Below are 26502 nucleotides of genomic sequence, written 5' to 3'. Positions count from 1 at the left end.
GGGTTGATCGCGCGCCGCTCAGGGGGCCTTTTCATCGAGATAGGCGCAGACCGCCGCCATGCAGGCGTCCCGCTCCTCGACATGCGGCATGTGGGACGACGCGCCGAACACGGTCCAGCGGACATCCGGGATTTCTTCAAGGTAAGGTGTGACGCAGGCCTGGGTCGCCTCGTCGAAACGGCCGGAGATCAGATAGGTCGGGGCTTCGATGGCTGAGAGCTTGCCGACCACCGACCAGTTCTTCATCGTACCGACGACATGGAACTCGTTCGGCCCGTTCATGGTGTGATAGACCGTCGGGTCGGCGTCGATCTGATCGAATGTGTGCTGGACCTCCGGCGGCATTGGCACGATGCGACAGACATGGTTCTGGTTGAACACGTCGGTGGCGGCCTTGTACTCGGCGCTGTCGGTCGTGCCGGCCTGTTCGTGCTTCAATAGCGTTTCGTGAATGCCGCCTGGAAGCGCCTTGCGCAGCCGGTTGGCTTCGGAAATCCAGGTTTCCATCGCGGCCGGGGAGTTGGCGATCACCAGCGCCTTGAGGCCTGCGGGGCAATCGATTGCGAATTCCGCCCCCAGCATGCCACCCCACGACTGGCCGAGCACACAATAGGCATCGCGAATGCCGAGATGGTCGATCAGGTTGTGCAATTCCTTCTTGAAGAAATCGACGGTCCAGAAATCGGCGCCCTTTTCCGGCAGATGCGTGGACTTGCCGTTTCCGACCTGATCGTAGTGAACGACGGCGCGCCCGCTTTCGGCGACATCCTTGTAGCTGTCGACATAATCATGGGTGCAGCCAGGACCGCCATGGACCACGATCAGCGGCGGCTTACCGGATTTCAGATCGCCGGTGATCCGGTACCAGGTCCGATATTCGCCATAGGGTGCAAAGCCTTCCGTCACTGACACGTCTTTCTCCTTGTCTTTCATGCGCCGCGTTTGGTGCGGCCCTCATTGTTGCAGATGGCTTTCGCCGCTTCCTCGATCGTCATCCGCCAGGTCATGGCAATGGCGCGCAGGGTCTTCATGGCCGCTTCCTGGTCGCGCGCGCCCTCTTCCATCAGCAGGAGAACGGCCTGGACGACCGACGGCCGCTGGCGCAGCCGGCCTTCTAGCGCGCGAATATCATCCGTCTGCCGGCGCATTGTCTCGAAGGCGTGGCTTGCAACAAGCAGCGCGCTGTAGACGCCGGTGGAGCCTATCGGCTTCAGGAGATGGGCATCGGCGCCCTGTGCAATCGCCCATTCGATCCGGCCGGGCGCTTCAGAACCGATCAGCGCGATGGTGGGCATGGGGGCACGACCCGGCTCCCAGGGAAACTGGCCTTCATGGCCGCCATCGACATCGAAAAACACAAAATCGGCTTCGGCATCCGCCAGATCGAGCTGCGGCCAGACCACCCGCGCCGAGATCCTCAAAAGCGCCAGTTGCCGCGCCAGCGCGTCGGCGGTTGCATGCGGCGGGTGGAGAATGAGAGCCTTCGTGCCGGCGAGGTCCGGTCGCTTGAACGTCTTCATCTGACCACCTTCAAACCTGCGGCGCCTTCGGCGCGCGGCATCGGCCGGAAGGCTTCGCGCGCGGGGTCACCGGAAAGATAGGGGTCGGCCACGATCGGTCCGATGCTGCGGTCGAACAGGCGGAACCGTCCGTCTTGCCCGACCTCCGCCATATGGCACGAAAGCGCTGCGTGCTGTGTCGCGGGATCGACCGTGAGCGCCCCGATCGGCGTATCGAACCGGCGCGACGTCACGACCCGGCGCACGATCCGCGGATCGTCCGTACCGGCCTCGGCAATGGCATGACCGAGCACCGAAACGGCGGAGTAGACCGAAGCGAAACATGACGAGACCGCCTTGCGGTGGCCCTGGCGCTCGGCAATCCGGGCCTTGAATGCCCGATTTTCAGGGGTGTCGAGCCCGTCGAAATAACTCGACGTGGTGATGTGTCCGTAGGCGGTCGCGCCGAGCACCTCGATGTCCGCCTCGGTCACGTTGCACGAGACGACCGGACAGCGCTCCGGCGCGAAGCGGTCATCCTCCTGCGCAAGCGCATGAAAGGCGCGGACAAAGGCATGAAGGCTTTCGCCAACCAGATTTGACAGGATGAAATCCGGACGGCGCTCGCGGATTTCCGCAATCAGATGGTCGCAGGATGTGTAGCCGAGCGGAAGATAGCGTTCACCGGCAAGGGAGCCGCCGCGCGCTTCCGCAAGCTCGCGGGCAATGCGCGCCACCTCCCAGCCCCAGATATAGTTGGAGCCGATGACGAAGGGCCGGTTGCCATGGCGCGGCATCACATATTCGAACAGCGGCAGGAGGTGCTGGTTGGGACACGCGCCGAAATAGAGCGTACTGTCGCTGGCCTCGTAACCTTCATACGGGAAGGCGTACCACAAAAGGCCGCCCTGTCTCTCCACCACCGGAATCACTTCCTTGCGGCCGGACGACGTGATCGTTCCGACGATATGCCGGGCGCCTTCGCCGAGCGCGACCTCCGCCAGATGCGCGTAGTGCTGGCCCTGCGGATCGGCGATCGAAGGCGCGAGACGAACGGGAAGATTTTCGTCCGCGTTGATCTCGGCGATGGCCGCAAGCGCGCCGGCAACCGCTTCCCGGCCGAGCGAGGCATAGGTGCCCCCGGCCGAAAACAGCAGCGCAACAGGATAAACAGGGCCTGATCTGGACACGTGCCTGCGATTCCCCAGTCAAAAAATAAAAAACCCCGTCGCGTCCTTGAAGGACGTTCAACGGGGCGCGGTTGCCGATGGCCAGTGGGGCCTATATCTAACCCGAAGCCTAAGCATGGATTAAAATTCAGTCAATAGCCGAGATTGCACATTTGTTGATCTTTTGCCGATTTCATTCATCATAAGCAAACCGCAGAAAAACCTTCTGTCGGTTTCTCTATCGCTGCCGAAATCTAGAGTATCCGGCTTGTTCAAGCGGGCTGACAACAATCTCGCCGCCTTGCACTCGAAGCGCGCTTACGCTTGCTCAAGCCGTTCGTAGCGCTGGTCATGGATGGTAGCAATAGGGTGATAGCGCCAGGAAAAGCCGCGAATGCAAGGGCATTTCAGCGCAGGTCCACTGGCATCAAAGCTGGAATGACGTTCGGAGATGATGGCCCTGCCGCCACGCTACAGCCAGTCGTCGTTTCTCAATGCGATGTCGATTGCTGGCCAGCGACCGTCATCCACGACCTCGCGCAGAACCTCGACCAGGATCTGGCGCACGGCGCGCACGGCGTCGGTCATCGGCCGGTTGGAGGGCCAGGTCAGCGAAATCGTGCGCCTGGCCTCGGGTTCGACGATCTTCCATGCCGCCAGCATATTCATGTCCCATCGGCTTCCCAGCAGCGCCCAGTTCATGATGGCGTAGCCAAGCCCGGCCTCGAGCAGAGAATAAAGGACATGGAGCCCGGTGATCTCGAACGCGGTGTTCAGCCGGATCCCCTGCGAGGTCGCGAGCTCCTCGATGGCGCGCCGCAACACCAGGCGTCTGTTTGTCTGGATCAGCGGATAGTCAGGCAGCGCGCTCAACGGCACTTCGCCTACGCGTGGCGACTGCCCGTCCCATTTTCCGACGAGATAGAGATGTTCCTGAAACAGCGCCACCGATTCCAGGTTCGGCAGGTCGGCGGCATTCGGCACCAGCCCGAGGTCGCCGCGGCCGGACGACATGATGTCGCCGCTTTCGAAACTCAGCCCTTCCACGATGCGCAGTTTCACGCGCGGCAAGTCCCGCGCCACACGCTCATACAGGGGGGCCGCAAGCAGATAGGCGGCAGTCAGCGGCAGGGCGACCATGACTTCGCCGCCAGGGCCGTCGTCGCCGGCGACATCGGCCGCGGCAAGATCGAGTTGCCGGAGGATCGCGGCAGCATGCTGCCCCAGCCTGACCCCGGCCGAGGTGGCCGTGACGCCCTTGTTCGTCCGCTCGAACAGCTTCACGCCGAGCTCCGCTTCCAGCGCGGCGATATGGCCCGAAAGAGCGGGCTGCGCCACATTCAGCCGTCTTGAGGCTGCGGAAAATCCGCCCTCGCGCAGAACGGCGTAGAAATACTGAAGTTGCCGTGAGTTCATGGCGTCGCCTCCCCTCGCTATATCAAAACCATATGGAGGCCAGCTGCAAATTGTTTTTTGGACATGGCCAGCGCTGGCGCTAGCCTGCCGATCAACATGCTCGGGAGGAGACGGATGAATCTGGGACGAGTCGTGCAGCGATCTGCATGCTACTGGCCGAATGCGCTCGCCGCCGTGGACAAGCGACGGCGGCTTACCTTCGCGCAGCTCGATGCGGAAACCAGCCGGCTAGCGAGCGGCCTGATGGCCGCGGGCTTTCCGGCGGGCACCCATGTCGCGATGCAGGCGCCGAATTGCACGGAAATCCTTGCGACCGAAATTGCCTGTTACAAGGGCGCGATGGTCAAGGTGCCGGTGAATGCGCGCCTCTCCGCCGAGGAGACGGTTCACGTCATCAACGACAGCCATGCAGAGGTCGTTATCGCCGGGCCGAAACACGCCGCCGACCTTGCCGAGCGTCGGGACCTTATGCCGCGCCTGAAGAAGGTCGTCGCGATTTCCGGCGATGCGGGCGACATCCTCTATTCCGACCTTCTGGAGTTGGGGAAAGCCGGGTTCGAAAGCCTTGAGACGAAGGAAACGGACCTTGCGGTGCTGCATTACACCTCGGGCTCCTCCGGCGTGCTGAAGGCGGCGATGCAGAGTTACGGCAACCGGATGGCGCTGTTGCGCAAGCACCTGGTCCGGCCGAGCAAGGACGGCGGCATCGGCGTAAGCATGGGGCATGTCGGCCCGATCACCCATGCCTCCGGTATGGCGATCCTGCCGACACTCTATATGGGCGGCTGCAATGTCCTCTTCGATCGGTTCGACATTCCGGAGTTCCTGGCGACCATCGAGCGGGAGCGGATCAACCGCATCTTCCTCGTGCCGACGATGGTCTCCCGCATTCTGGCGTCCGGCGAGGTGCAAAAGCACGACCTGTCCAGCCTGACCAGCGTTGCCTATGGCGCCGCGCCGATGGCACCCGCGGTGGTGGCCGAGGCGATGGAAACTTTCGGACCGATCCTGTCGCAGGGCTATGGCGCGGGCGAGACGACGTCCACCATCACGGTGCTCACCGCCCAGGACCACATCGACGCCCTGGCCGGCGATCGGACGAGACTCGCAAGTTGCGGACGCAGCTATTTCGAGAATGACGTCCGGATCCTGCGCGACGACGGCAGCGAATGCGCGCTCGGCGAGGCCGGAGAGATCGTCGTGCGCGGCCCCGATGTCATGCAGGGCTACTGGGGCGCGCCGGAACTTTCGGCCGAAGTTCTCAAGGACGGCGCCTACCACACCGGCGACGTCGCGACCCGGGACGACGAGGGCTTTATGTTCATCGTCGACCGCAAGAAGGACATGATCATCTCCGGCGGCTTCAACGTCTATCCGTCCGAGGTGGAAAAGGTGCTCTACAACCACCCCGCCGTTTTGGACGTGGCTGTTGTCGGCGTGCCCGATCGCGAATGGGGCGAGGCGGTGAAGGCCGTCATCGTGACCAGGGACGGAGCCGAGGTGTCGTCCGATTCCCTCGAGGCCCTCTGCCGGGAAAACCTGCCGGGGTTCAAACGCCCGCGCAGCTTCGATTTCGTGGACGACCTGCCCCGCAATCCCAATGGCAAGATCGTCCGCCGCAAGGTGCGCGATGCCTACTGGGCCCACTCAGAGAGGAAAGTATGATGTCGGATCGCCTGTCCCCAGACGCCCGCGAAAAGGCCCGCGCGCGTGCCCTCGGCGACTTCCGCGGCAGCGCGGCCGCCCTTGCCGCGGTCGAGCCCCTGGTCGACTTCCTGACCGGCGAGATCGCCGATTTCGAGCGAGAGAACGGCCTCGACTGGGATACGCCGGTCGCGCATGAAACGCTTCGGCAGGTCTGGAAAATGTCCGCCGATCGCGGCTTTTATTCCTATCTTCTGCCGAAGGAACTCGGTGGCCAGGGGCTTTCCGTCTCCGACATCTGCGCCGTGCGCGAAGCCGCGCTGACGACCGGTTCCGTGCTTGCGGCCCATGTGCTGGGCGACCTGTCCGGCCCGCCGCGCATCGGACACTTGTTCAAGCAGGCCAGCCCCCTCCAGGTGGAGACCTTCCTGAAGCCGGTCCAGACCGCCGAGCGCGCCGTCTGCTTCGCGCTGACCGAGACCGGAGCCGGCTCCGACGCGGCTTCGATCAAGACTCGGGCCGTGAAGACCGCCGAAGGCTACCGCCTGAACGGCGCGAAGCGATTTATCTCAGGCGGCAGCTTTGCCGATATCGCGATCGTCCTCGCCGTTACCGATCCCGACGCCGGCGCGCGCGGCATCTCCGCCTTTTTCGTCGACCTGCATGCCGAGGGCGTATCGAAACGCACGGATTATGAGGTTCTCGCGGGCAAGGGGGTCCATGCCGATCTGGTCTTCAATGATGTTCTGGTCCCGGCGCAAAACCTGATCGGCGAGGAAGGCGCCGGCTTCCGCCTCGCCATGGCCCGGATCTCGGTCAACCGACTGTTGCATTGTTCGACCATTCTGGGCTTCGCCCGGCTGGCGCTTGAACTCTCGATCGAGCGCGCGGGCGGGCGTCATCAGTTCGGCCGGCCGATCGGCGGCTTTCAGGCGATCCAGCACATGCTGGCCGACATGGCGACCGACCTCTACGCCGGCCGCGCAATGATGTTCGACGCCGCACGCCGTCTGGACGAAGGCCACGACATTCGCGCCGAGGCCTCGATGTGCAAGCTCTTCTGCGCCGAAAACGGGTTCCGTATCGCCGATCGGGCGATGCAGGTGCATGGCGGCGTCGGATTGCTCAAGGGCGGGCCGATCGAGTTCATCTTCCGCAACCTGCGCACTTTCCGGATCGTGACCGGCACGTCCGAGATCCAGAAGAACACCATCGCCAAGGCTCTGCTCGAGCGAGCCGACTGATGCCCGGCTTTCCGCAACCACTCTCGGGAAAGCGGGTGCTTGACCTCTCGCTTCTCTATCCCGGCCCCGCCACCGCCGCCACGTTGCGCACCCTTGGCGCAGACGTCACCAAGGTCGAACCGCCAGCCGGCGATCCGGCCGAACGCCTCTTTCCGGAAAGCTATCGCGTCCTCAATCGCGGCAAGACGGTCCTGCGGCTCGACCTGAAATCGGACGGCGGAAAAGCGGCGCTCGCCGATCTCGTCCTGCAGGCCGATGTCCTGATCGAGAGCTTTCGTCCGGGCGTTCTCGCCCGGCTCGGGATCGGGGTCGACTGGCTCCACGCGATAAAGCCGCGGCTCGTTATCGTCTCGATCAGCGGATACGGAGCAACCGGGCCTTATCGGCATTGGCCTGCTCATGATCTGTCCGTCCTCGGGGTCGCCGGATATTTCACGGCGCCATCCGAACTGGAACCGAGGGTCGTTCGCCCCAATATCCGGCTCGCCGATGCCCTGACCGTGAACGCGGCAAGCCTTGCCGCCTTCGCCGCGATCGTGGAGGCGGAGCGGACCGGCGAAGGCCAGGTGGTCGACACCTCCATTTTCGACGCGACCGCCGCCGCCTGCCTGACGATGTCCCTGTCGCGCCTCGACCCGGATGGCGCGCCGGCCGACCAGCCGCAGGTCATGGCCGACAGCGCGATCTACCGGTGTCGGGACGGAAAATTCATCGCCATCGCAACACTGGAAGACCATCTGTGGTCAGAATTCCTGAATGCCGGCACCCCTGAAGGGCACCCTCTCCGCGGCGAAACCTTCCGGACGCGGCAAGGCCGCGATGCGCAGAAAGCCCGTCTGGCCGACCTTTTGGCGCGGCTCTTCGAAGAACGCGATCGTGAAGACTGGATCAAGACCTTTGCAGCAGGCCGGGCGCCGGTGGTGCCGGTTTGGCAGGGGGGCGAGGCCCTTGACGACCCGCATCTCAAAGGGCGCGGGTGCATCGGCAGGTGGGAAGAGGACGGCACTTTCTTCGCGTTCCCGCATTTTCCGGCGGTGATCAACGGTTGTCGCGACCGGGCAGGCGAAAAGGCCGGCTTCCCGTCCGTTCCCGATCCGAACGCTCCAAAGCGGCAATAGTCCATATCGACACACCGCCTCTGTCCGGATCACGACCCGGTCTGCTACCGGAAGCGGCAGCGCTGCGGCTGTCGCTGCTGCCAGGAATCAGCTGCCAGGACAGTGCCTGTGGGACGTCGCTTACGCACCCAGGCCATAGACCGCTGCGCGTCGCTTCCTGATGGCCTCTGCCACCCTGTATGGCTCAAGGCGCATCCCGGGCGGGGACCGCATTTCCTTCCAGTCGGCCATCGCGCCAGGGCTCGTGTGAAACGGGGCCCCCGGCGTCGTAATAGGTGGTGGGGCCGTCGCGCTTGTCGTCCTTCCACATCTGCACTTCCTCAAGCGCGCCGTTTTCCGCCAAGATGTAGCTCGGCCCGTCCTTCATGCCGTTGCTGAAGCTTGTAACCGCCATGCGGTAACCATTGCCGTCGAACGTCGTCCAGCGGCCTTCCTTGATGCCGTGGTCGTAGCGGCCCTGCTTCGTTTCATCCCGGTAGGGCACCTGTTCCAGCCATTCGCCGTGCTTTTCGCCGTCGACATAGCGGCCGCCGGCAATCATCCGGTCGCCATCCAGCTCCTTGTAGGGGCCGTCCAATACGCCCGCGTCATAGGTGGCGAGCCGTTTGAGCTCGCCGTTCATCCTGTATGTGCGCTGCGCGCCGGTCAGCTTGCCGTCATCGTCATAGGTCTCGCGGATGATGTCGCTGGAGTGTTCCGTCCGGCGCCAGTCGCCGACGCGCTTGCCATGGTCGTAGTAGCCCCGGTCCCACTCCCGGCCGCGCCAGGTGCGGGTGTAAAGACCGTCCTCCTTGCCGTCGACATAGTGGACGCGGGTGGTGATCTGGTCGATTTCGGTGGTCGACACGAACAGCCCGCGATATTCGCCGTCAACCAGTTCGGTGCGGTCCAGCAGTTCATCGTTGAGATACTTCGTGAAGAGGAGATAGCCGTCGGCCTTGATCTCGGTTTCGGTGAAATTGCCGTAATGCTCGACGGTTTTTTGCCCTTCGCCGCGGCCGTCGATCTGCACCGGTTCCTGGAGCCAGATCAACTCACCGTCCTTCCACTTCCGGTTTCTCACCTCGCTGCCATCCTCGGCATAGTCGGTTTGGGCGACCAGTTCGCCGGATTCCGACCAGCGTTTTGCACTGCCCGTCGGTTTGCCCATCTCATAGTGGCGCTCGGCCCGGCGCGCGCCCGAGGGCCAGTATTCGGTGACGACCCCATCGGCCGCGCCATCGACATAACGGCCTTCCTCGATAAGGTTGCCGTCCTCATCGTAGTCCCTGTAGGGCCCTTCGCGCCGGCTCATCGTCCAGTGGATCTCGGCGGCAAGCTTGCCATTTTCGTGGTATTTGCGTTCCACGCCGTCGATATGGCCGTCGACATGATTGTTTTCGGCCGAAAGCGTGCCGTCCTCATAATAGAGCCGCCACGGGCCGTTTAGCACATCATCCTTCCAAGTGGTTTCGCGCTGGGTCTTGCCATCCGCCCAGTAGCGGACCTCCGTGCCGTTTTTCTTTCCATCCTCATAAGGCGTGCGGCCCACGACATTCTCATCCTCGTCGAAGGTCACCATCTCGCCGTCGCGGCGGCCGGCCTCGTTGAGCGGCACGCGGGTCTTGAGGTAGTCCGAGCCGGGATAGAAAGTCTCGATCTTTCCGACCTTGCGGCCTTCATCCAGCGTCGGAGCGGTGTTCCAGACGCGGGCGTAGCGGTCATCGTCTTCGTCGTAAATATCGATGATATAGACGCCGTCCTTTGCCTTTTCCGGCGGGGTGTAGCTGTAGGCCCCGTCCGGGGCGGGAGCCAGGTTTTCATCGACATTGGCGGCATGTGCCGCGCTTGCGGCAAGGGCGAGCAGAAGAGCGAGAGCGGTTTTCATCGGGCATCCTCCCTCGGTTCGGGCAGATCGGGAAAGCGGATTTCGAAGCGTCGTGTCACCGGGTCGGAACCAGTATCCGCTTCAAGGATGCGTTCGGGCCGGCCGGCGGCGCGGATGTTCCCGTCGTCGAAGAGCGCCGAAGCGAGCGTGTCGTCGGGGGAAAGGGGCGTGCCATCCGGCGTGACCAGCGCCAGCGCGGTGCCCTCGGCATTGACCAGCCGGAAACGCGCGTTGAATGCGCCGATCGTCATGGTGTTGTCTGCGCCGAGGGTTTCAGGATCGATCAGCCATGGCCGCGCGGGATCGAGCGCCTCGCTTGCCTCGCGCCATGCGATGGTGGTCTCGCAATTGATGACGACGGTGATCGGTTCATGCCCGTAGAAATGGGTGCGGATGCCGTCATCGGTCTGAAGCTGCAGCGTCGTCGTGCCGGTCCGTTCGTCCGCCTGCGTTTCGAAGACCAGGTCGTGACCGGCAAGCGATACGGGCTCATCCAGCTCCGCCGCGCAGTGCTGTGCCTGCGTCGTCGCGAGCCTGAAACGCAGCGCGGCCAGATCAAGGCCTTCGGGCGTGAGTGCATCGAGCGCCGGCGGCGCGCCAACCGGATAAAGCGCCCGCGTCTCGGGTTCAGTATCGGGATCGAGGCGTTTGCCGCGCTCGGTGCGGAAGGTGACCGCGCGGGTCGCGGCCGGCGTTTCGGCATAGCGCTCGACGCGGATCTCGATCTTTTCCGGCACGGTTTCAGCCTTGAGCACAACCTTGAGGCCGCTGTAATCCGGCAGTGCCAGTCGTCTTGCCTGGCTTTCTTCTGGCGTCAGCCAGTCCGCGCCGCTGTCGACGGCGTAGATCCGTCCCTTGACGTCGCTGCCTTCCGGGAAGGAGAGACCAAAGAAATCCCAGGTTTTTCCCGACAACAGCAGCTCATAGCCCTCATCTGTCGGCCGGAATTTTGCCGAAGCGCCGTTGCGGCCTACGCTGGCCTTCCCGTCCGCATCCGGTCGCAGCGTCAGCGTGAAAGGTTCCGACGGATACCAGTCGACATCGGCGGTGAGCGCCGTTGCCCGTTCCAGATCGTCGCGGACATCGCCGATGCCGACCGGGCGCGCCCGCGAGACCGTCCGAAACCCGCCATCGCCCGGAACAGTCACGGGCGAGGTGGCAATGAACTGCGTCGGCAACGCGGTTTCGCCGTCGAAGAGATGAAAATCATGAAGTGCGAAACGACCGATATTGCTGCCCGCTGCGGGATCGTGCGCGAAACTCAGCGTGTAGGTCTTGCCATGCCTGTCGGCTTCTCCCGGCTTGCCGGGAAACACCATGTCCGGCTCGGGCGGCATGACGATGGTTGAAAACGGAAAGGTCGGCATGTCATGCCATTCAGGCTCGCCCCGGAATGCGTGGGTGTAGAGCGGGAAGGGGCTTTCCGTGTTCGCCATCGCGATGGTCTGGCGCGAGAAACGCTCATCCTCCGCGCCGGGATTGATGCGCGTATCATAAGTCATCACTGACCGCTCGACCCAGCCGCTGCCGCGCGCCAGCATCGAAACGCCGGACAGTCTCGTATCCGCCGACGCGCCCTCATAGCTGAGGAAAACCGCATCCGGCGTCACCGAGGTGACCGTGATGTCCACGTCAGCGACGCCCGGCAGCGTGGTGGTGGTCGTCCAGCCTTTCTCGGCTTCGATTTCGACCGGCAGGACCGGCTGGCCGAGCTGGTCGCGCATCTGGGCCAGCATGGCTTCCGGCATCTCGGCATCGCCGCGGGGGGCGAAATCCTTGAGCCCGTGACTTTCCGGATCGATCGTGGCGGAAAAGCCCTCGCGCATCAGGTCGGCAAGATCGTCGGGCGCGTCGCCGAAGGCGGTGCTCGTCACTCTCGATCCCTCGTCATAGGCAAACCACAAAGGGAAGACATCCATGCTGATCTCGCCATCGTCGTCGCGATCGGTGACCGCAAAGCGGGTTAGCGCCGAAACGAACTGGTTGTCGCGGAAACTCGAATCACTGAAGCCGGAAGCCATGGAAATTTCGAGGTGATAGGTCCGTTCGCTGCCGACAGCCGGGTCGAAAATGATGGTCTCGGCCTTTGCCACGCCGGGAATGGCGGCGACAAGCAGGGCGAACCAGAAACGTCGTTCGGTCATGCTTTCTCCTTCGATGGCGCAGTCATGAAGGGGCGGGCTGAGAGAGGCAAGTAACTGTAAGTTGAGATTTACTCCCTGCCGGGAAAGATCGTTGTAACAAACGGATTTGTTTATGCTTTTTCACCGGGCTATAAGGCCCCCTCAGCCGGATTCGCCATACGGAACAACAGGGTCCCCAGCAGTCTTGTTCATGAAATCACGCCCGATTTTTCAGACAGTTTTTTATGTGCGTCATTGCAAAACGAATAGCGGGGACCGCCGTTTGTCAGCGGCGAAGCGGTTTGTCACGACCTTCCTGCTTGTGCTGATCTGGTTCGCGCCGGCCTTGGCGCGCGAGCGGATCGAGCGTTTCGAAAGCGATATTGCGATTGGCCCGACCGGCCGCCTCGATATTACCGAGACCATCGCGATCAAGGCGGAGGGATACCGGATCGAACACGGCATCTTTCGCGATCTGCCGATCGCGGGACGGACGGCGGAGGGCGGGGTCGATCCCGGCGCGCTGCAGATCTTTTCCGCCACGCTCGACGGCAAGCCGGTGCCCATGCGCGTTGCCCGCCGCAGCGACTATATCCGCATCTTTCTGGGAGATGCCGGAACCGATCTCGAACCAGGCGTTCACACCTTCCGGCTTTCCTATCGCACCGGCCCGCAGATCGAAAGCCGCGAGGGTCAGGACGAATTCTACTGGAATGTAACCGGCTCCTACTGGGCCTTCCCGATCGACAATGCCTCAGCGACCATTCATCTGCCAGAGGGCGCAGCGGCCACACAGATCGCCGGCTATACCGGCCCGCTCGGCGCGACGCGCGCGGAAGTGTCACGCGGCCTCAGCCCGGACGGCGCCACGGTCGATGTCTCGACCTACCGTATTCTTGACCCGGAGGAGGGTCTGACGGTCGCTGTCGGCTTTCCGAAGGGCTTCGTCAGCGAGCCGTCGGCCGCCGAGCGGTTCCGGTGGTGGGTGCGTCGCAATCCGGGCGTGGCGATTTCCGGCGTCGGCCTTGGCGCCCTCGGCCTCATGTTCCTGTTCGTCTCCCGTAGAATCAGGCGCCCCGGAGAGGATCAGGCCTCACGATACCCGGTGGTCGAGCGGCGAAAGCCGCCGCGCGGCACCACGCCGGCACAGGTGCAGTATATTTCGATGCGGCGGATGCTCGGCCATTCCGCGCTCCTCGCCACGGTCATCAATCTCGGCCTGCGCGGGCTGATGACCATCGTGCCCGAGGGCAAGGCCTGGCGGATCGTGCTGGACCCGGGCGATACCGGCGCGCTGGCACCCGGGGAGGAAGCGCTGGTTTCGGGCGTGCGCGCTGAAGGCGGCAGCGTCCTGGTCGAGCGCAAGAACCGGCAGGTCCTGCGGCGGCTTTACGGCGATTTCGCCCGCGCGGTGCGCACCACCCATGGCCGGCGGTATTACGCGCCGAACGGCAGGTGGAAGCTGGCCGCCGCCTTCCTCTGCTCCGGCCTTGCCGCGGCCCTTGCACTGACCGGCATGGATGGCGAAGGGTGGATCCTCGCCTATGGTCCGCTGCTGCCGATCGTGATCGGCCTTGCCTTTGCGGGCTTCGATGCGCGCGCCTCGGCGGATACGTTCAGCAATGCGGCGGGAAACGGCATGGGCGGGGGACTTGTCGCGAGCGCGGGGCTGTGGCTGGTGACGGGTTTCTTCACCGGCGCCTTCGGCTGGGCGACGGCGCTTGGCCTCGTGGCAACGCCGGTGCTGTTCTGGTGGTTTGCCGCGCGGATCGGCCAGCCGACGGAGGAGGGGCGGGCGCGTGAGGCGGAAATCGCGGGGCTGCGCCTCTATCTCGAACGCGTCGGCGACATGCGCCACGCCAATCGCAGCGAAAGGGACGCGCTACCGGCCCTTCTGCCCTTCGCGGTGGCGCTCAACATGAAGTCAGAATGGAGCCGCGCCTTCGACAGTGTCATGGAAGCCGGCTCCGGCACCATCAACCCGATCCCCTTCGGCCTGCACCCGACCTTCTACGATACGGGCGCGAACGGCGCGACCATCTTCGGCGCCTGCCAGGCGCTCAGCACCAACCTCACGGCCTGCATCTCCCCCAACGGATCGGGCTCTGGCGGCGGTTTTTCGGGCGGCGGCTTCTCCGGCGGGGGAGGCGGTGGCGGCGGTGGCGGCGGCTGGTAAACCGACCGCCACCATCGCTATCTTTGCGAGTGGGGCCAAAGGCCTTGATGATCGGCTAGAAGCGGACCTCGAAATGGTCCCCCATATCGGGCTCCTCGTCCGTCACCTTGGCCTTTGCGATCTGGATGGCAAACCCGATCGAGCCCTTGGTGGCCCAGACCTCGGCGAAGTCTGCTTTAGTCAAACACCTCTGCGAGGTCGGCGTAGCCGATGCCTTCCTTGATGTCGCGCAGGCGCGCATAGGTCACCGAAACCGCAATTGAAATCAGGGCCGTGGCGACGCCGTTGATGAGGCCGAGCACGATCGCGACGATGAGCGTCGGGATCGGCAACAGGCCTGCCGCGAGCGCGACCAGGAAGGTGATGACGAAGATGATGATGTAGGCGACCACGATGAAGCCGATGATCGGCCAGCGGTATTCCTTCGTCAGCTGACGGCTGCGCGCAAGGGCGCCGAAACCCATGCCCTCGATCATCACGACGGGGACGCAGACGGCCCAGACGCCGGCGAGCCAAAGCCCCGGAACGAGAAACAGTATAAAGGCAATGGCAACGCCGAAGGACGCAACCAGCGTGACCAGGATGAGCGCCGGCAGCCGGTTGATCACGGCTTTCAGATAGGCACCGAGGCGGACCGGACGGCCCGATTTCGTGTCATAGGCGGCCAGAACCATCATGCCGGTCATGATCGAATAGAGCAGCATCGGCAGTATCGCCGAAACGAGTATGATCATGAAGACGGATGGCGTCGCCTGACCCGGTGCGAACGGGTCGGCTTCCAGCCCGGTGCCCAGACCCGTGGCATAGGAGGCGAGCTCGACGAGAATGCCGGGGACGGCGGACAGGATGACAAAGGTCATGAAACGCTGGCGCAGCACGGAGAATGTTTCTCCGATCCGCTCGTTCACGCCAAAGGCGGGCTTGGCGGCCGTAGGGTCGGTGGATGTCATGTTTGGCTTGCTCCTTCAGATTCGTCGAAACCTGTCGCTGACTAACCGATGTGTCGAAAAAGTCCATGGTTTCAATGGAAAATGCCGTCAGTCGGCGACCGAACCCTCGCTTCCATAGTGCTTGTCGGCGCGCGCGTCGCCGAACAGTTTCTTCTGTTCGAGATAGCCCCGCTGGGCGGTGTAGAACGCCTGCAGGAATGCTTCATCCTCATGCGGCGCGACGGCCTCTTCATAGCCGATCTTGCGGCGAATGCGCATGGCGGCGTCGGAAAGCCGCGGACGGCTGATTTCGTTTCGCTCGCCGCGCAGCAGTTTTTCCAGAACCTGCAGCTCATAGGCGCCGTAAAGGTCCATCTGCGCGGGCGTGAAGACGAAGCGCTCGGCCGATGGCGTTGCGGGGGCGCTGGCCAGATCGGGCAGAAGCGCCGCAGCGGGCCTTGCAATCACCGCCGTGCCGGCGATCAGGTCGCCGATGCGCTGGCTGTGCGCGGTAAATGCCGGAAAGGCGATCACGACAATCAGCCATACCAGTGCGATCAAGGGGATCAAAATATTGTCGGGCGTTGCGGAAAACAGGATGAGGATCGGCGTGAAGATCTCGATTTCCTTGAGCAGATTACGCACCACGATCTGATGCACCGACAATCCGCCACCCTTAACGGAGACCGCGCGGATGCCAAGCATCCGCTTGCCCGGCGTGCGGCCGTTGGCGAGCAGTTCGGCGAGGATATAATAGGGCGTCCCGATGAACAGGAAGATCAGCGATGCGATTGCCGTGGCGGTCGCAAAATCCACCGATCCGATCAGCCCCACCGCCACCAGCAACAGCAGGCTGGCGCCTACCGTGATGATGATGTCGATGATTTGCGCGCCGGCGCGGGCGAACAGGCTGGCGATCCTGAGATCGAACGGCACGCCCTCGGGCGGGATGATGGTCAGCAGCCGGCCGCCCGCTTTCGCCTTCCCGCCGCTGCGTCTGGCGTTGGCGGCTCCGGGCTCTATTGTGGCTGTTTCGGCGCTCATGATATCGCCTCCGTGGTAACAGGGTGGGTGTTGCCGGCCTGCCGCCCGGCGCCGAGCAGCCAGCAGAACCAGAGCGCGCCGATGCTCCAGCCGATCGCGATCCGCCACACCGGCGCGGTCACGAGTTGCCGGGCGAAGCCTTCCAGCAGCCCGGCGGCCACCAGCATCAGGGCCGCCAGCACGGCGAGCTTGACCGCATCATGCGCGGCATCGGAAAGCGCGGCCTTGCGCGTTTTATCGCCGGGAAACAGAACCGCGCGCCCCAGCCGGAAGCCGCCTGCCGTGGCGATGGCGATGGCCGAAAGCTCGGTCACGCCATGGATCGAGAGCCAGGCGAACAGATCCAGCCCCAGGCCCTTGTCGGCATAGATCGCGCCGAGCGCACCGATGACGCTGCCATTGTAGAGCATCAGCAGCCCGCTCGGCACGCAAGCCAGGATGCCAAGGACGAAGGAGAAAATGGCGACCCTTGTATTGTGCGAAAACAGATAGGTCGCGAAAGCTCCGAGCTGGTCGAGCGCGCCCGGTTCGCTGTCGTAGATCACCCGGCGCAGCGCATCGGCGCTGGCCTGCGGTCCGCGCCCGGCCGCCAGGCTTTCCGGCACGAAGGCATAGAACCATGTCGGGTCCGTGCGCGTCAGCGCGAATGCGGCCACCCCGCCCAGAACCATCAGGACAAAGGCGATGGCAAGCTCGATACCCGAGCGGCGAAAGGCCAGCGGCGCGCCCTGGCGAAAGAAGCGGGACACGATGCCGCGAATGCTGGCGCGCGGCGCGTAGACCACCAGATAGGCCCGTGCGCACAGGCTCTCCAGATAGGCGACAATCGCGCTGTCGAGCGATATCTCTCGCGCCACCGAAAGCGCGTTGACCGCCTGCCTGTACAGCGTCACCAGATCGCGGGCATCCGAGAAGGCGAGGCTTTTCACGCCGCGCCGTTCCGCCTGGTCGAGAATGGTCTGCAGCCTGAGCCAGTCGCTTTCGCGCTCGAGGCGAAAACGGCTTGAACGGATGATTTCGCCGGATGTTTTCATATCAGCTCCCGGGAGCGGATGGAGAGATAGGTCGAGATCAGTTCCGGCCTCAGCCCGCCCGGCGCGGTTTCGATGACGAACACGCCAAGCCGGGAAAGCCTGTTCAGCACGCGCCGGCGCTCGCGCTCGAGATCGGCGGCAGCCGCGACCTCCGAGACCATGGCGAGGTTATTCACCGATTTGTGGTGATAGGCCGCAAGCAGCGGATCGCGCAGGCTGACGAAAACGACCACGTGATGCCGGTTCAGCATCTGCACGTTTTCAATCAGCAGCTCCGCCGTCGTGGTATCGACGAAGTCGGAGAACACGACGACAAGGCTGCGCCGGGACAGGCGCTGGTGCAGATGGCTGAGCGCCAGCGTGTGGTTGGTCTCCACCAGTCGGTAGTCCAGCGCCGCCGTGTGCGATCGCAGCTGCGCGAAGGCGCGCCGGCCCTCCATTGGCGGCACGAACAGGCGCGGCCTTGCGTCAAAGGCGAACAGCCCGACCCTGTCGCCGCTCTGGATGCCGGCCCAGGCCAGCGCCAGCGAGGCGTTGATCATGTGGTCGATCTTGGCGAGCCCGTCGATCGGCTCGCGCATCAGATGTCCGTTATCGAGCGCCAGCACGATCGCGTGGTTGCGTTCGGCCTGCATCTGGCGCGCCACCAGCCCGCCATGGCGCGCGCTCCGCTTGTAATCGATCATGCGGGTGTCCATCCCGGCCACGAATTCACGAAGCTGATGAAACTCCGAGCCCTCGCCATGGACGCTGGCGGCCTTTGCGCCAAACTCTGTCGTGGCGAGCTGCGTGTCGATCGCGCCCGAGGTGATCGCGCGGATGCTCGGAACGACGGCGATCTCGCGGTCGAGCGGATGGTTGGCGATGAGATCGAGAAGGCCGAGACGGCTTCTGCGCAGCGTCGAGACGGACGCGATCTTCCACTTGCCCCGTTTCAGCGCGCGGGCCGGCAGGTCGGCGGCGGCGATATGCGCACTCGTGGGCATCAGCCTGAAGTCACCTGGTCCGTCCAGCCCCTCCGGCCAGCGCAGACGGCCGGCGGTTGGCGCGACCGCGTGCGTGCCCTCCTTGCCCTTCAGTCGCAGCGCAACAACCCCTTCCTCGCCCGCAAAGATTTCGGCGGGTGCGTCGATTTCCATGGCGAAATGACGCGCGCCGGGGCTGACTGCCCAGTCCGCGATCACCGCCGCGCCGAGTAGCAGCCATGCCCCGGCCACGATTTCGACCGGAACCGCGGGTGCTGCGAGAACCGCGACCGTCAAGACCGCCAGAGCACAGGCCAGAGGAAGGAGCAGGACGGAGGGACGCATCAGCGGGGCGCTTCGGTTCTGTCGAGAATGCCCTCCAGCACCGCCTGCGGCGTGCGGCCCTCGATCTCGGCCGCCGGCCCCAGAACGATGCGATGGCGCATCACCGGAACGAACAGGCCCTTGACGTCGTCGGGCAGCGCATAGTCGCGACCGTCGAGCGCCGCGCGGGCGCGGACCGCGCCGCAAAGGGCGTCCGCCGCGCGCGTCGACACGCCGTGCGCGATATCGCCATCCTCGCGCGTTGCCCGGGACAGCGCCAGAACGTAACGCAATATTGTCTCGTCCAGGCGGATGTCGTCGATCAGCGCCTGTCCGGCGCGGATTTCCTCGAGACCGGCGACAGGGGTTATCGCCGCCTGCCGCGCATGGGCGTCGAGCCCCTGATTGGCGTGGCGCTTGAGGATTTCGAACTCCGCCGCTTCCTCCGGATGATCGATGACCAGCTTGAACAGGAACCGGTCGAGCTGCGCCTCGGGCAGCGGATAGGTGCCCTGCTGCTCGATCGGGTTCTGGGTCGCGATCACGAAGAAGACGTCGCCGACGGAATGGTCCACACCGTCGATCGTCGCCTGGCGTTCGCTCATCACCTGCAGGAGGGCGGCCTGGGTTTTCGGCGGCGCGCGGTTGATCTCGTCGGTCAGCAGGATATCGGTGAAGATCGGCCCCTTGATGAGTTCGAAGCGGCGCGCATCGAAGTCGAAGATGTTCGAGCCGGTCACATCCCCCGGCATCAGGTCCGGCGTGAACTGGATGCGCTTGAAATCGAGGGTCAGCGATGCGGCAAGGCTGCGCGCCAGCAGGGTCTTGGCCGTTCCGGGCGGCCCTTCCAGCAGGCAGTGGCCGCGCGCGAACAGCGAGATCAGCAGGAGTTCGACAATCGCCTCCTGCCCCTGAACCGCCTTTTCAATCTCACCGGTCAGCCGGTCGCGAAGGTCGCGCAGCGTATCCAAATGCATCGAGGGTCTCCTGAAATGCTTCTTCAAAGGGAATGAGCGCCGCGAGGCGCTGATGGGTCTCGGGGTCGTCTCCGGCCAGTTTGCCATAGGCCTCCGCAAGACGCTTGCCGGTTTCGGGAACGCGGTGGCTGACGCGGCGGATGATCTCGGAGGCGACCGCGTCCGCGGCCATCGGCCGGCGCGCGGGGCCAAGCACGATGCCGTCCAGCGTCTCGATGCGGGCCCGGATATAGGCCGAAACGAGATCGCGCTCGCTGCCCGCAAGCCGCAACAGCCTTGCCGAAGCCGTAATGGTGCGCGCCTTGGAGGCCATGTCGAGGGCATTGACTTCGCCGACCGGCGCGCCGAAACGGCGGCTTCCGCGCCAGAGCGCGAGCCCGGAGGCGATGACAAGGCCGACCCAGAACAGCGAGAACGGGTATTCGAAAAACCGGCCGAGATCGGCGAGCGAACGCGTCCGCGGGTCCTGGCCGCTTGTGTCGGTGATATTGGCGTAGGTGGTCGTGTCGATATAGACTGGCCGGCCCGCAGCAAGCGGGGCGATCATCGCCATTGCGATATCCGCATTGTCGCCATTGGCAAGCCCGTGATTGTCCACCAGATCGGGGTCGGATAGCAGGTAGAAGCTGCTGCCCTCGCCCCAGAGATCATCGCAGCGGGCAAGCAGCGTGCCTCTGCCGGCAAGGGACAGGACCGGCAGGCAGGCATCGTCGACGATATCGCTGAGCACCCGCGGCGCATAAAGCGCCGCCTCGCCGTCAAGCGTTTCGTCCGTCAGCTCTTTCGTGACGGGCGCTTGCACGAAACCATCGCCGGCCGCCGCGACCGTGGGGCCGCGCCAGAGGCCGAAGATCGTCATCTGTCCCGGCGGAATAAGCACATCGGGATCGGCGGTGCCGCTGGTGATCATGTCGCTGCGCCATTTGGGCAGGATCACAAGCGTATCCGCGCTTTCGATCTTCGACCGGAATGCTTCGAGCGAGAGGTTGCGCAGCGTCGCGCGCGGGCTTCCTGCCTCAAGCTCCTCGGTTTCCCGGGGGCCGACCGTCAGATCGGTGTCATAAAGCGGCAGGATGCGCAGGATCGGGGTCTTTTGCCCGATGATCTCCTCGGGCGCCGTCTTTTCAACCGCGATGTCCTGGTCTTGCAGCCAGATCGCGAGCCCGTCCGTGCCGATGGCGCTGCGGTCGATGCGGCTCGAAGGGGAGGAAAAATACATCAGCGCAAGCCCGGCAATCACAACCAAGGCCAGGATGATGAGAGGGGCGGAATTGCCGGAAGCATTGTCCTGCGGTCGGTCGCTCATGTTTTGGCCCTCCTGAGGAACGGGGCCGCAAGGTCGAGACAATGCTGATACTGCGCGGGATCGATGGCGTGGCCGCCGAAAACGACGCGCTCGACTTCCAAAGCCAGCGTCTCCAGCGCGTCGCGCTGGGCAAACCCGCCGGGCAGGCGCTGCATGATTTCCCGCGTGGTCAGGCTGCGCTTGACCGGAATGCTGTTTTCCTCAGCCGCGAGAACGAGAAAACGCTGGAGCACGGCGCGCAGGCCTTCGCGATGATCCGGTTCGCCGCGCAGTTGCTCGATAAGGTCATGGTCGATCGCGGACGACGCAGGTTGCTCGCGGCGTGGGGCGGCGGAAAAAGCGCGTCCCCCATTGGCGCCGGCAAGTTCCGCAAACACATTGCGGGAGCGGAAGGCAAGAACCGCCAAGGCCAGCACCAGAAACGCGATCAGCGCCCAGCCGGCCGACTTGCCGATGTCGAAATCGCCATGCTCAGGCCTGTCGGGAAGCTCGGGAACCTCCTTCTCGCCGGAACTGTAGCTTATGCCGGTCTGCAGTCCCTTGCCCTCGACCGCCTCGAGATAGGCCTCGCCCGAGGGGCCCCGGGGCGGATCGAGCGGACGGTCGGTCGCCTCCGTGCAACCGACGGCGAGACTTGCGATCACAAGCAGAAAGACCGCATAACCAGCTGACACTATACGGCTTTCTGCCTTCATCGAATCCGCCTTGTAGAACCCTGCCTTGGCCATAGCATGTGTTTAAGTCGGCTTCAAACGCGCGGAAACGTCGGGACCTGCTGTCGATTTATCTTTGAAACGGTTCTTCCTCAAAGCCTGTGATGCAGGGATAGCATTCTCGCGCTCATCGGGTTTGGGCCGACACGGATTTACATTGCTCGCTTCAGCGTTTTGGGCTTCCGAAACCGGGCGGTATTTTCCGGCTTTAAGAGGCGGGGTCAGACGTGAAGTATTCGCAGGCTGGAAAAACTCCGGCCCTGTCGCAGGCGGTCGCGCGGCGGATCATGGTTGGGTCTGTCGCCGGGCAAGGCGGCGCCTGTATTGCAATAATAGCATTTGACTGGCGATGCCGGGTTGCTCTTTTGCGTCACCCGCCTTCGGCGGCAAGATTCTGCTCGAGCAGTGTTCGGTCCACTACAGAAAACACGAGGCGGGCTCGATCCGCTGTCATACGGTTGGGGTGGCTATGAGCAAAAACAATTATAGATTGAATACAAAGCGGCATGCCGGCATAATCGGCATGAGGTGCGTTATCAAGATCGTGCCGAAAGTCGGCGACAGGTACGTCGATGACCGGATCACGGTTCTTTGAGACATGGCGGGCTGGCGGGATTGACAGTCCGGTTTCGGAGCGATGACATGAAGGCTATGGTTCTTCGGGCGTTGCGAACGCCGCTGGCTCTGGAGGAAAGGCCCGACCCTGTTCCCGGCGCGGGAGAGGTAAAGGTCAGGGTCGAGGCCTGTGCCGTCTGCAGGACCGATCTGCATGTCGTTGACGGTGATCTGCCCGAAACGCGGCTGCCCGTCATTCCCGGCCATGAGATCGTCGGGATCGTCGAACAGCTCGGCGACGGCGTGGCCTCGCTCGCCGTCGGGCAGAGGGTCGGCATTCCCTGGCTCGGGCACACATGCGGCCATTGCGCCTATTGCCTGGAAGACAGCGAAAACCTCTGCGACGACCCGCAGTTTACCGGCTGCACGCGGGATGGCGGGTTTGCCACGCATGTGATCGCCAATGCGGATTTTGCCTTTCCCATGGATGGGTTCGATGATCCGGCGGCCGCCGCCCCGCTGATGTGCGCCGGCCTGATTGGATGGCGGTCGCTGAAGATGGCGAGCGAGGGAAAGCGCATCGGGCTTTATGGCTTCGGCGCGGCGGCGCATATCCTTGCGCAGGTGCTCGTCTGGCAGGGTCGTGAAGTCTACGCATTCACGCGCGCCGGCGATACCGCGAGCCAGGACCATGCCCGGCGCCTCGGCGCTACCTGGGCCGGTGCATCTGAAGACGCGCCACCGCAGGCGCTCGACGCGGCCATCATCTTCGCGCCGGTCGGCGAACTCGTGCCTCTGGCGCTCCGCGCCACCCGAAAGGGCGGCAGGGTTGTCTGCGGCGGCATTCACATGAGCGACATTCCGGCCTTTCCCTACCGCCTGCTCTGGGAGGAAAGGCATATTCTGTCGGTGGCCAATCTCACCCGCCGGGACGGCCATGAGTTTCTGAAGGTCGCGCAGGCCGCCCGTGTTTCGACCACGATCAAGCGCTATCCGCTCGAAGCGGCCAACCGCGCCCTCGATGATCTGCGGCATGGTCGTTTTCAGGGCGCCGCGGTTCTGGTTCCCTGATGAAACGGAGCCGGCGGTTGCCGCCTCGTTTATTGACAATGATCAACGCCTTTGCCGACGAACTGTGGTCGAATGAATCCATCCGACGCGCACAATGGAGGCCGACATGATTGCGGATTTGTTTGTTCACCTCGATGGGAGCGATGGCGACAAGGACCGCCTTGAAGCCGGGCGACAGATCGCGGTGATGTTCGATGCCCATCTTTCCGGCGTCTTCGTCAATCGCCTGCCCGACATGCCGGCGGCGGAGATTTACAGCTATTCGGCGTCCGCTCTCGATGACATGCAAAGACAGGCACGGGAGAAGGGCGACAGGATTGCCGCAAAGCTCGAAGATCTGCTTGCCGGCCTTGATGTCCGGAACGAACTGCGCCGTTTCGATGTGCTGTCGTCCAGGTGGCAGCAGACCATCCTGGCAGAGGCAAGGCTATACGACCTGTTCGTCACGACGATGCCGCAGGAGGGCGACCATGAAGCCGCGGCGCTGGTGGAATCCATACTGTTCGGGGCCGGGCATTCGGTCTTGCTTGTGCCGCCGAAATGCGTTTCTGCCCTTGATTTCTCAACCATCGTGCTCGGCTGGCGCAACACGCGGGAGGCCGCACGGGCTGTCGATGAGGCCCTGCCATTCCTCAAACGGGCCGAACGCGTGTCGGTCTGCATGATCGGCGACAACGAACTGGGCCGGATCGAGCGGGTCACCCAGGGCAATGACATCGCCCGCCATCTCGCCCGCCACGGGGTTCCGGTCGAGCTCAACCCCCTGCCGGAGGGCAAGGGCGTGGGCGCCACCCTGCTCGACGAGGCCGAACTGCTCAACGCCGGCCTGATTGTCATGGGTGGCTACGGCCATACGCGTCTGCGCGAATGGGTACTTGGCGGCGCGACGCGGGAGGTCCTGAAGAGATCGGAAGTTCCCGTTCTGATGGGGCACTAGAACGCGGCCGGCCGGCGGGTCGCATTCGAGGATCGCACGAAATGCCGGGGAGTGCCTGCCTGCAGACTGTCACACGAGCGCACCGCCTAACCTTGATGCAGGTGCTCGGCGCGAGACGGTTGACCTTGTGCGATACGCTTTTCAGAGCAAGCCTCTGCCGGATAAAGATGGCCCCATGGAAACCACCCGAACCGATCGCCTCAAGACTGTAGTTCTTCTGCTGGCCGCTGCCGGGTTGGCGTTGGGCCTTGTGTTCCACTTCACGGCGCGGGCCGGTATCGCGGACCTCGTCTGGACGGCCGGTGTCGTTCCCGCGCTTGTTGTGCTTGTGGTCGAGATCCTGCGCGGCCTGCGCGCTGGCGAGGCGGGCCTCGACATCGTCGCCGCGCTCTCCATGTCGGCGGCGCTCGTCTTTGGCGAGACGCTCGCGGCAGCAGTCATCGCAGTGATGTATTCCGGCGGCACATTCCTCGAAGCCTTCGCCGAGGGTCGCGCCCGGCGCGAGATGTATGATCTCCTGTCCCGCGTGCCGCGGACAGCGACCCGGCATCGCGATGGCGGGATCGAAGAGGTGCCGCTCGACGAAATCGTGCCTGGCGACCGCCTGCTGATCCGGCAGGGCGATGTGGTGCCGGCGGACGGCACGGTGGCCTCCGAAACGGCCTTCCTGGATACCTCGGCGCTGACCGGCGAGTCCCTCCCGGTACGCCTGGCGCACGGGGACGACGCCATGAGCGGGTCGACCAACGCGGGCGAAGCCTTCGACCTGACGGCCGCGCACGAGGCGAAGGACAGCACCTATGCCGGGATCGTCCGGCTGGTCGAAGAGGCGCAGGCGTCGAGGGCGCCGATGTCACGGCTGGCGGATCGCTGGTCGCTGGGCTTTCTCGCGGTTACCGTCGGGATAGCCTTTGCCGCCTGGTGGGTTTCGGGCGATCCGGTCCGGGCGGTTGCCGTGCTGGTCGTCGCCACGCCCTGTCCGCTGATCCTCGCCGTGCCTGTGGCGCTCGTCGCGGGCCTTTCGCGCGCGGCGTCTTTCGGCGTGCTCATCAAGGGCGCGGGGACGCTCGAGACGATGGCGCGCATCCGCACGCTGATCCTCGACAAGACCGGCACGCTGACGGAGGGCCGACCGCAGATCGTCTCGATCGACAGCCATGAGGGCATGGCGGAAAACGATATCCTGCGGCTCGCGGCATCGCTTGACCAGGCATCGAAGCACCCGGTGGCGCAGGCCGTCGTTGCCGCAGCGAAAGAGCGGGGCTTCTCTCTGCCCGTTCCCTCGGACGTGGCGGAGATCGCGGGCGAAGGCGTCGTGGGGCATGTCGAGGGCCGCAACGTCATTGTGGGTGGAGACGCCTTTGTCGCCTCTCGCGTCGGACGGCGACCCGGCGATCATTCCGCCATCGCCGCCGGGTCGGTCCTCGTGGCTGTCGCTGTAGACGGGCGCATGGCCGGTCACCTCGTCATGTCCGATCCCTTGCGCGAAGGCGCCGGCGCGATGCTGGACGGTCTGCGCCGCGAGGGAGTAGCGCGTATTCTTCTTGCCACCGGCGACCGCACGGAAGTGGCCGAACGGGTGACCGAGGGGGTGGGCATTGATGGGCTGCGCGCCGGCCTCACGCCGGACCAGAAGGTGCTTCTCGTGCTGACCGAGTGCAAGCGCGGGCCGGTGATGATGGTGGGAGACGGCGTCAACGATGCCCCGGCGCTTGCCGCCGCCGACGTGGGCGTTGCGATGGGGGCTCGGGGTGCGGCAGCTGCTGCCGAGGCGGCGGACGTGGTGCTGTTGGTGGACCACCTCGACCGGCTCGGCTCGGGTATCCAGATTGCGCGCGGTGCGCGCCGCATCGCCGTCCAAAGCGTGGTTGCAGGGATCAGCCTTTCAGTGCTCGGGATGATCGCCGCTGCCTTCGGCTATCTCACCCCGGTGCAGGGCGCGCTTTTGCAGGAGGCGATCGACGTCGCCGTGATCCTGAATGCACTCCGCGCTCTAAGTATCGCCCCGCGCGCGCCCGCTTCCCTCCGGCAGGAAGGCGCGCCCGGTCATTTCGATAGCGCGCAAGAAGCCAGGGCATGAACCGGCTCTTTCATTTTGAGATCGACATAATGAATCGCATCGAATGGGACGGAGATACCGGTCGCCGGTATCGGTTTACACGACCAACCAAGACCCGCATGGTGAAAGTGCTACATGACCTCACGGCCGCAACCGGAACGCGGCGGCGCTAGCGGAGGCCTGGGTCGATGGCCATGTCCATGCCTTTGCGTTTTTCGGGGCCGTGCCGGCGATCTTCACTTTCTCTCTGCAGATGGTCCGGGAGAAGAACTTCATCCTCTGCCTTGCGAACGACTTGCCCTTCGGCTTCTGCTGTCGAATGTCAGACTCAG

21 protein-coding genes are annotated in these 26502 nt (G+C 64.2%); 7 read left to right on the top strand and 14 right to left on the bottom strand.

All coding sequences use genetic code 11. The annotated features are described in order from the left end of the window. Window positions 1-18 precede the first annotated feature (18 nt). The 4 genes from V6767_RS10915 to V6767_RS10900 form a co-directional block, all read right to left on the bottom strand. Window positions 19-933, bottom strand: a complete 915-nt coding sequence (locus V6767_RS10915; RefSeq protein WP_448473520.1) for a proline iminopeptidase-family hydrolase — start codon at window positions 931-933, stop codon at window positions 19-21. After that, complete coding sequence (locus V6767_RS10910) at window positions 930-1520, bottom strand: ANTAR domain-containing response regulator (protein ID WP_448473519.1); 591 nt, start codon at window positions 1518-1520, stop codon at window positions 930-932. The genes V6767_RS10915 and V6767_RS10910 overlap by 4 nt, the downstream gene beginning before the upstream one ends. Then, the gene (locus V6767_RS10905; protein WP_448473518.1) at window positions 1517-2689 is read right to left on the bottom strand and encodes a transporter substrate-binding protein; all 1173 of its coding nucleotides are present in this window, start codon (window positions 2687-2689) and stop codon (window positions 1517-1519) included. Before V6767_RS10905 ends, V6767_RS10910 begins: the two co-directional genes overlap by 4 nt. A 450-nt stretch (window positions 2690-3139) precedes the next feature. Beyond that, complete coding sequence (locus V6767_RS10900; RefSeq protein WP_448473517.1) at window positions 3140-4084, bottom strand: LysR family transcriptional regulator; 945 nt, start codon at window positions 4082-4084, stop codon at window positions 3140-3142. Between the two features lie 114 nt (window positions 4085-4198). Between V6767_RS10900 and V6767_RS10895 the strand changes: the two genes are divergently transcribed. The 3 genes from V6767_RS10895 to V6767_RS10885 are packed head-to-tail and all read left to right on the top strand — an operon-like array spanning window position 4199 to window position 8090. Next, entirely contained in the window at window positions 4199-5749 is a 1551-nt protein-coding gene (locus V6767_RS10895; RefSeq protein ID WP_448473516.1) for an AMP-binding protein, read from the top strand. Next, window positions 5749-6972, top strand: a complete 1224-nt coding sequence (locus V6767_RS10890) for an acyl-CoA dehydrogenase family protein (RefSeq protein WP_448473515.1) — start codon at window positions 5749-5751, stop codon at window positions 6970-6972. The genes V6767_RS10895 and V6767_RS10890 overlap by 1 nt, the downstream gene beginning before the upstream one ends. Beyond that, window positions 6972-8090 carry a CaiB/BaiF CoA transferase family protein gene (locus tag V6767_RS10885; RefSeq protein ID WP_448473514.1) on the top strand — a complete coding sequence of 373 codons (1119 nt, stop codon included), beginning with the start codon at window positions 6972-6974 and terminating at the stop codon, window positions 8088-8090. Before V6767_RS10890 ends, V6767_RS10885 begins: the two co-directional genes overlap by 1 nt. Before the next feature lie 184 nt (window positions 8091-8274). Here the strand turns inward: V6767_RS10885 and V6767_RS10880 are convergent, their stop codons facing one another. Both V6767_RS10880 and V6767_RS10875 read right to left on the bottom strand, forming a co-directional pair. Beyond that, complete coding sequence (locus tag V6767_RS10880; RefSeq protein ID WP_448473513.1) at window positions 8275-9957, bottom strand: hypothetical protein; 1683 nt, start codon at window positions 9955-9957, stop codon at window positions 8275-8277. Then, the gene (locus tag V6767_RS10875) at window positions 9954-12101 is read right to left on the bottom strand and encodes a hypothetical protein (protein WP_448473512.1); all 2148 of its coding nucleotides are present in this window, start codon (window positions 12099-12101) and stop codon (window positions 9954-9956) included. Before V6767_RS10875 ends, V6767_RS10880 begins: the two co-directional genes overlap by 4 nt. A gap of 262 nt (window positions 12102-12363) precedes the next feature. Between V6767_RS10875 and V6767_RS10870 the strand changes: the two genes are divergently transcribed. After that, window positions 12364-14256, top strand: coding sequence for a DUF2207 domain-containing protein (locus V6767_RS10870; RefSeq protein WP_448473511.1), 1893 nt, complete (start codon window positions 12364-12366; stop codon window positions 14254-14256). Between the two features lie 55 nt (window positions 14257-14311). On the opposite strand, the gene V6767_RS10865 is transcribed toward V6767_RS10870, so the two are convergent. The 8 genes from V6767_RS10865 to V6767_RS10830 all read right to left on the bottom strand — a co-directional run bounded on the left by V6767_RS10865 (window position 14312) and on the right by V6767_RS10830 (window position 21509). Next, window positions 14312-14440, bottom strand: coding sequence for a hypothetical protein (locus V6767_RS10865; protein WP_448473510.1), 129 nt, complete (start codon window positions 14438-14440; stop codon window positions 14312-14314). Then, window positions 14433-15206, bottom strand: coding sequence for a hypothetical protein (locus tag V6767_RS10860; RefSeq protein ID WP_448473509.1), 774 nt, complete (start codon window positions 15204-15206; stop codon window positions 14433-14435). The genes V6767_RS10865 and V6767_RS10860 overlap by 8 nt, the downstream gene beginning before the upstream one ends. An 87-nt stretch (window positions 15207-15293) precedes the next feature. After that, on the bottom strand, window positions 15294-16229 hold the full coding sequence (locus tag V6767_RS10855) for an RDD family protein (protein WP_448473508.1): 936 nt from the start codon (window positions 16227-16229) through the stop codon (window positions 15294-15296). After that, a complete protein-coding gene (locus V6767_RS10850) occupies window positions 16226-17263 on the bottom strand; it encodes a stage II sporulation protein M (RefSeq protein ID WP_448473507.1) in 1038 nt (345 codons plus the stop codon). The genes V6767_RS10855 and V6767_RS10850 overlap by 4 nt, the downstream gene beginning before the upstream one ends. Then, the gene (locus V6767_RS10845) at window positions 17260-18573 is read right to left on the bottom strand and encodes a DUF58 domain-containing protein (protein WP_448473506.1); all 1314 of its coding nucleotides are present in this window, start codon (window positions 18571-18573) and stop codon (window positions 17260-17262) included. The genes V6767_RS10850 and V6767_RS10845 overlap by 4 nt, the downstream gene beginning before the upstream one ends. Then, window positions 18573-19529 carry an AAA family ATPase gene (locus tag V6767_RS10840; RefSeq protein WP_448473505.1) on the bottom strand — a complete coding sequence of 319 codons (957 nt, stop codon included), beginning with the start codon at window positions 19527-19529 and terminating at the stop codon, window positions 18573-18575. Before V6767_RS10840 ends, V6767_RS10845 begins: the two co-directional genes overlap by 1 nt. Beyond that, on the bottom strand, window positions 19483-20835 hold the full coding sequence (locus V6767_RS10835) for a hypothetical protein (RefSeq protein WP_448473504.1): 1353 nt from the start codon (window positions 20833-20835) through the stop codon (window positions 19483-19485). Before V6767_RS10835 ends, V6767_RS10840 begins: the two co-directional genes overlap by 47 nt. After that, window positions 20832-21509 carry a DUF4129 domain-containing protein gene (locus tag V6767_RS10830; protein ID WP_448473503.1) on the bottom strand — a complete coding sequence of 226 codons (678 nt, stop codon included), beginning with the start codon at window positions 21507-21509 and terminating at the stop codon, window positions 20832-20834. The genes V6767_RS10835 and V6767_RS10830 overlap by 4 nt, the downstream gene beginning before the upstream one ends. A gap of 681 nt (window positions 21510-22190) precedes the next feature. Between V6767_RS10830 and V6767_RS10825 the strand changes: the two genes are divergently transcribed. The 3 genes from V6767_RS10825 to V6767_RS10815 all read left to right on the top strand — a co-directional run bounded on the left by V6767_RS10825 (window position 22191) and on the right by V6767_RS10815 (window position 26191). Beyond that, window positions 22191-23174 carry a zinc-dependent alcohol dehydrogenase family protein gene (locus V6767_RS10825; RefSeq protein ID WP_448473502.1) on the top strand — a complete coding sequence of 328 codons (984 nt, stop codon included), beginning with the start codon at window positions 22191-22193 and terminating at the stop codon, window positions 23172-23174. Window positions 23175-23280: 106 nt separating this feature from the next. Further along, entirely contained in the window at window positions 23281-24111 is an 831-nt protein-coding gene (locus tag V6767_RS10820) for a universal stress protein (RefSeq protein WP_448473501.1), read from the top strand. Between the two features lie 175 nt (window positions 24112-24286). Continuing rightward, entirely contained in the window at window positions 24287-26191 is a 1905-nt protein-coding gene (locus tag V6767_RS10815) for a heavy metal translocating P-type ATPase (protein WP_448473500.1), read from the top strand. Window positions 26192-26502: the final 311 nt, after the last annotated feature.

It is taken from the genome of Martelella sp. FLE1502 (assembly GCF_053484255.1).
The sequence above is the reverse complement of the archived record's forward strand: the minus strand, read 5'-3'. Positions and strand labels throughout refer to the sequence as shown.

Bases quoted from the DNA above. Each gene is read 5' to 3' on its own strand.
- V6767_RS10915 (WP_448473520.1), bottom strand. From the start codon at position 933: ATGAAAGACAAGGAGAAAGACGTGTCAGTGACGGAAGGCTTTGCACCC.
- V6767_RS10910 (WP_448473519.1), bottom strand. From the start codon at position 1,520: ATGAAGACGTTCAAGCGACCGGACCTCGCCGGCACGAAGGCTCTCATT.
- V6767_RS10900 (WP_448473517.1), bottom strand. From the start codon at position 4,084: ATGAACTCACGGCAACTTCAGTATTTCTACGCCGTTCTGCGCGAGGGC.
- V6767_RS10895 (WP_448473516.1), top strand. From the start codon at position 4,199: ATGAATCTGGGACGAGTCGTGCAGCGATCTGCATGCTACTGGCCGAAT.
- V6767_RS10890 (WP_448473515.1), top strand. From the start codon at position 5,749: ATGTCGGATCGCCTGTCCCCAGACGCCCGCGAAAAGGCCCGCGCGCGT.
- V6767_RS10885 (WP_448473514.1), top strand. From the start codon at position 6,972: ATGCCCGGCTTTCCGCAACCACTCTCGGGAAAGCGGGTGCTTGACCTC.
- V6767_RS10880 (WP_448473513.1), bottom strand. From the start codon at position 9,957: ATGAAAACCGCTCTCGCTCTTCTGCTCGCCCTTGCCGCAAGCGCGGCA.
- V6767_RS10875 (WP_448473512.1), bottom strand. From the start codon at position 12,101: ATGACCGAACGACGTTTCTGGTTCGCCCTGCTTGTCGCCGCCATTCCC.
- V6767_RS10860 (WP_448473509.1), bottom strand. From the start codon at position 15,206: ATGACATCCACCGACCCTACGGCCGCCAAGCCCGCCTTTGGCGTGAAC.
- V6767_RS10855 (WP_448473508.1), bottom strand. From the start codon at position 16,229: ATGAGCGCCGAAACAGCCACAATAGAGCCCGGAGCCGCCAACGCCAGA.
- V6767_RS10850 (WP_448473507.1), bottom strand. From the start codon at position 17,263: ATGAAAACATCCGGCGAAATCATCCGTTCAAGCCGTTTTCGCCTCGAG.
- V6767_RS10845 (WP_448473506.1), bottom strand. From the start codon at position 18,573: ATGCGTCCCTCCGTCCTGCTCCTTCCTCTGGCCTGTGCTCTGGCGGTC.
- V6767_RS10840 (WP_448473505.1), bottom strand. From the start codon at position 19,529: ATGCATTTGGATACGCTGCGCGACCTTCGCGACCGGCTGACCGGTGAG.
- V6767_RS10835 (WP_448473504.1), bottom strand. From the start codon at position 20,835: ATGAGCGACCGACCGCAGGACAATGCTTCCGGCAATTCCGCCCCTCTC.
- V6767_RS10825 (WP_448473502.1), top strand. From the start codon at position 22,191: ATGAAGGCTATGGTTCTTCGGGCGTTGCGAACGCCGCTGGCTCTGGAG.
- V6767_RS10820 (WP_448473501.1), top strand. From the start codon at position 23,281: ATGATTGCGGATTTGTTTGTTCACCTCGATGGGAGCGATGGCGACAAG.
- V6767_RS10815 (WP_448473500.1), top strand. From the start codon at position 24,287: ATGGAAACCACCCGAACCGATCGCCTCAAGACTGTAGTTCTTCTGCTG.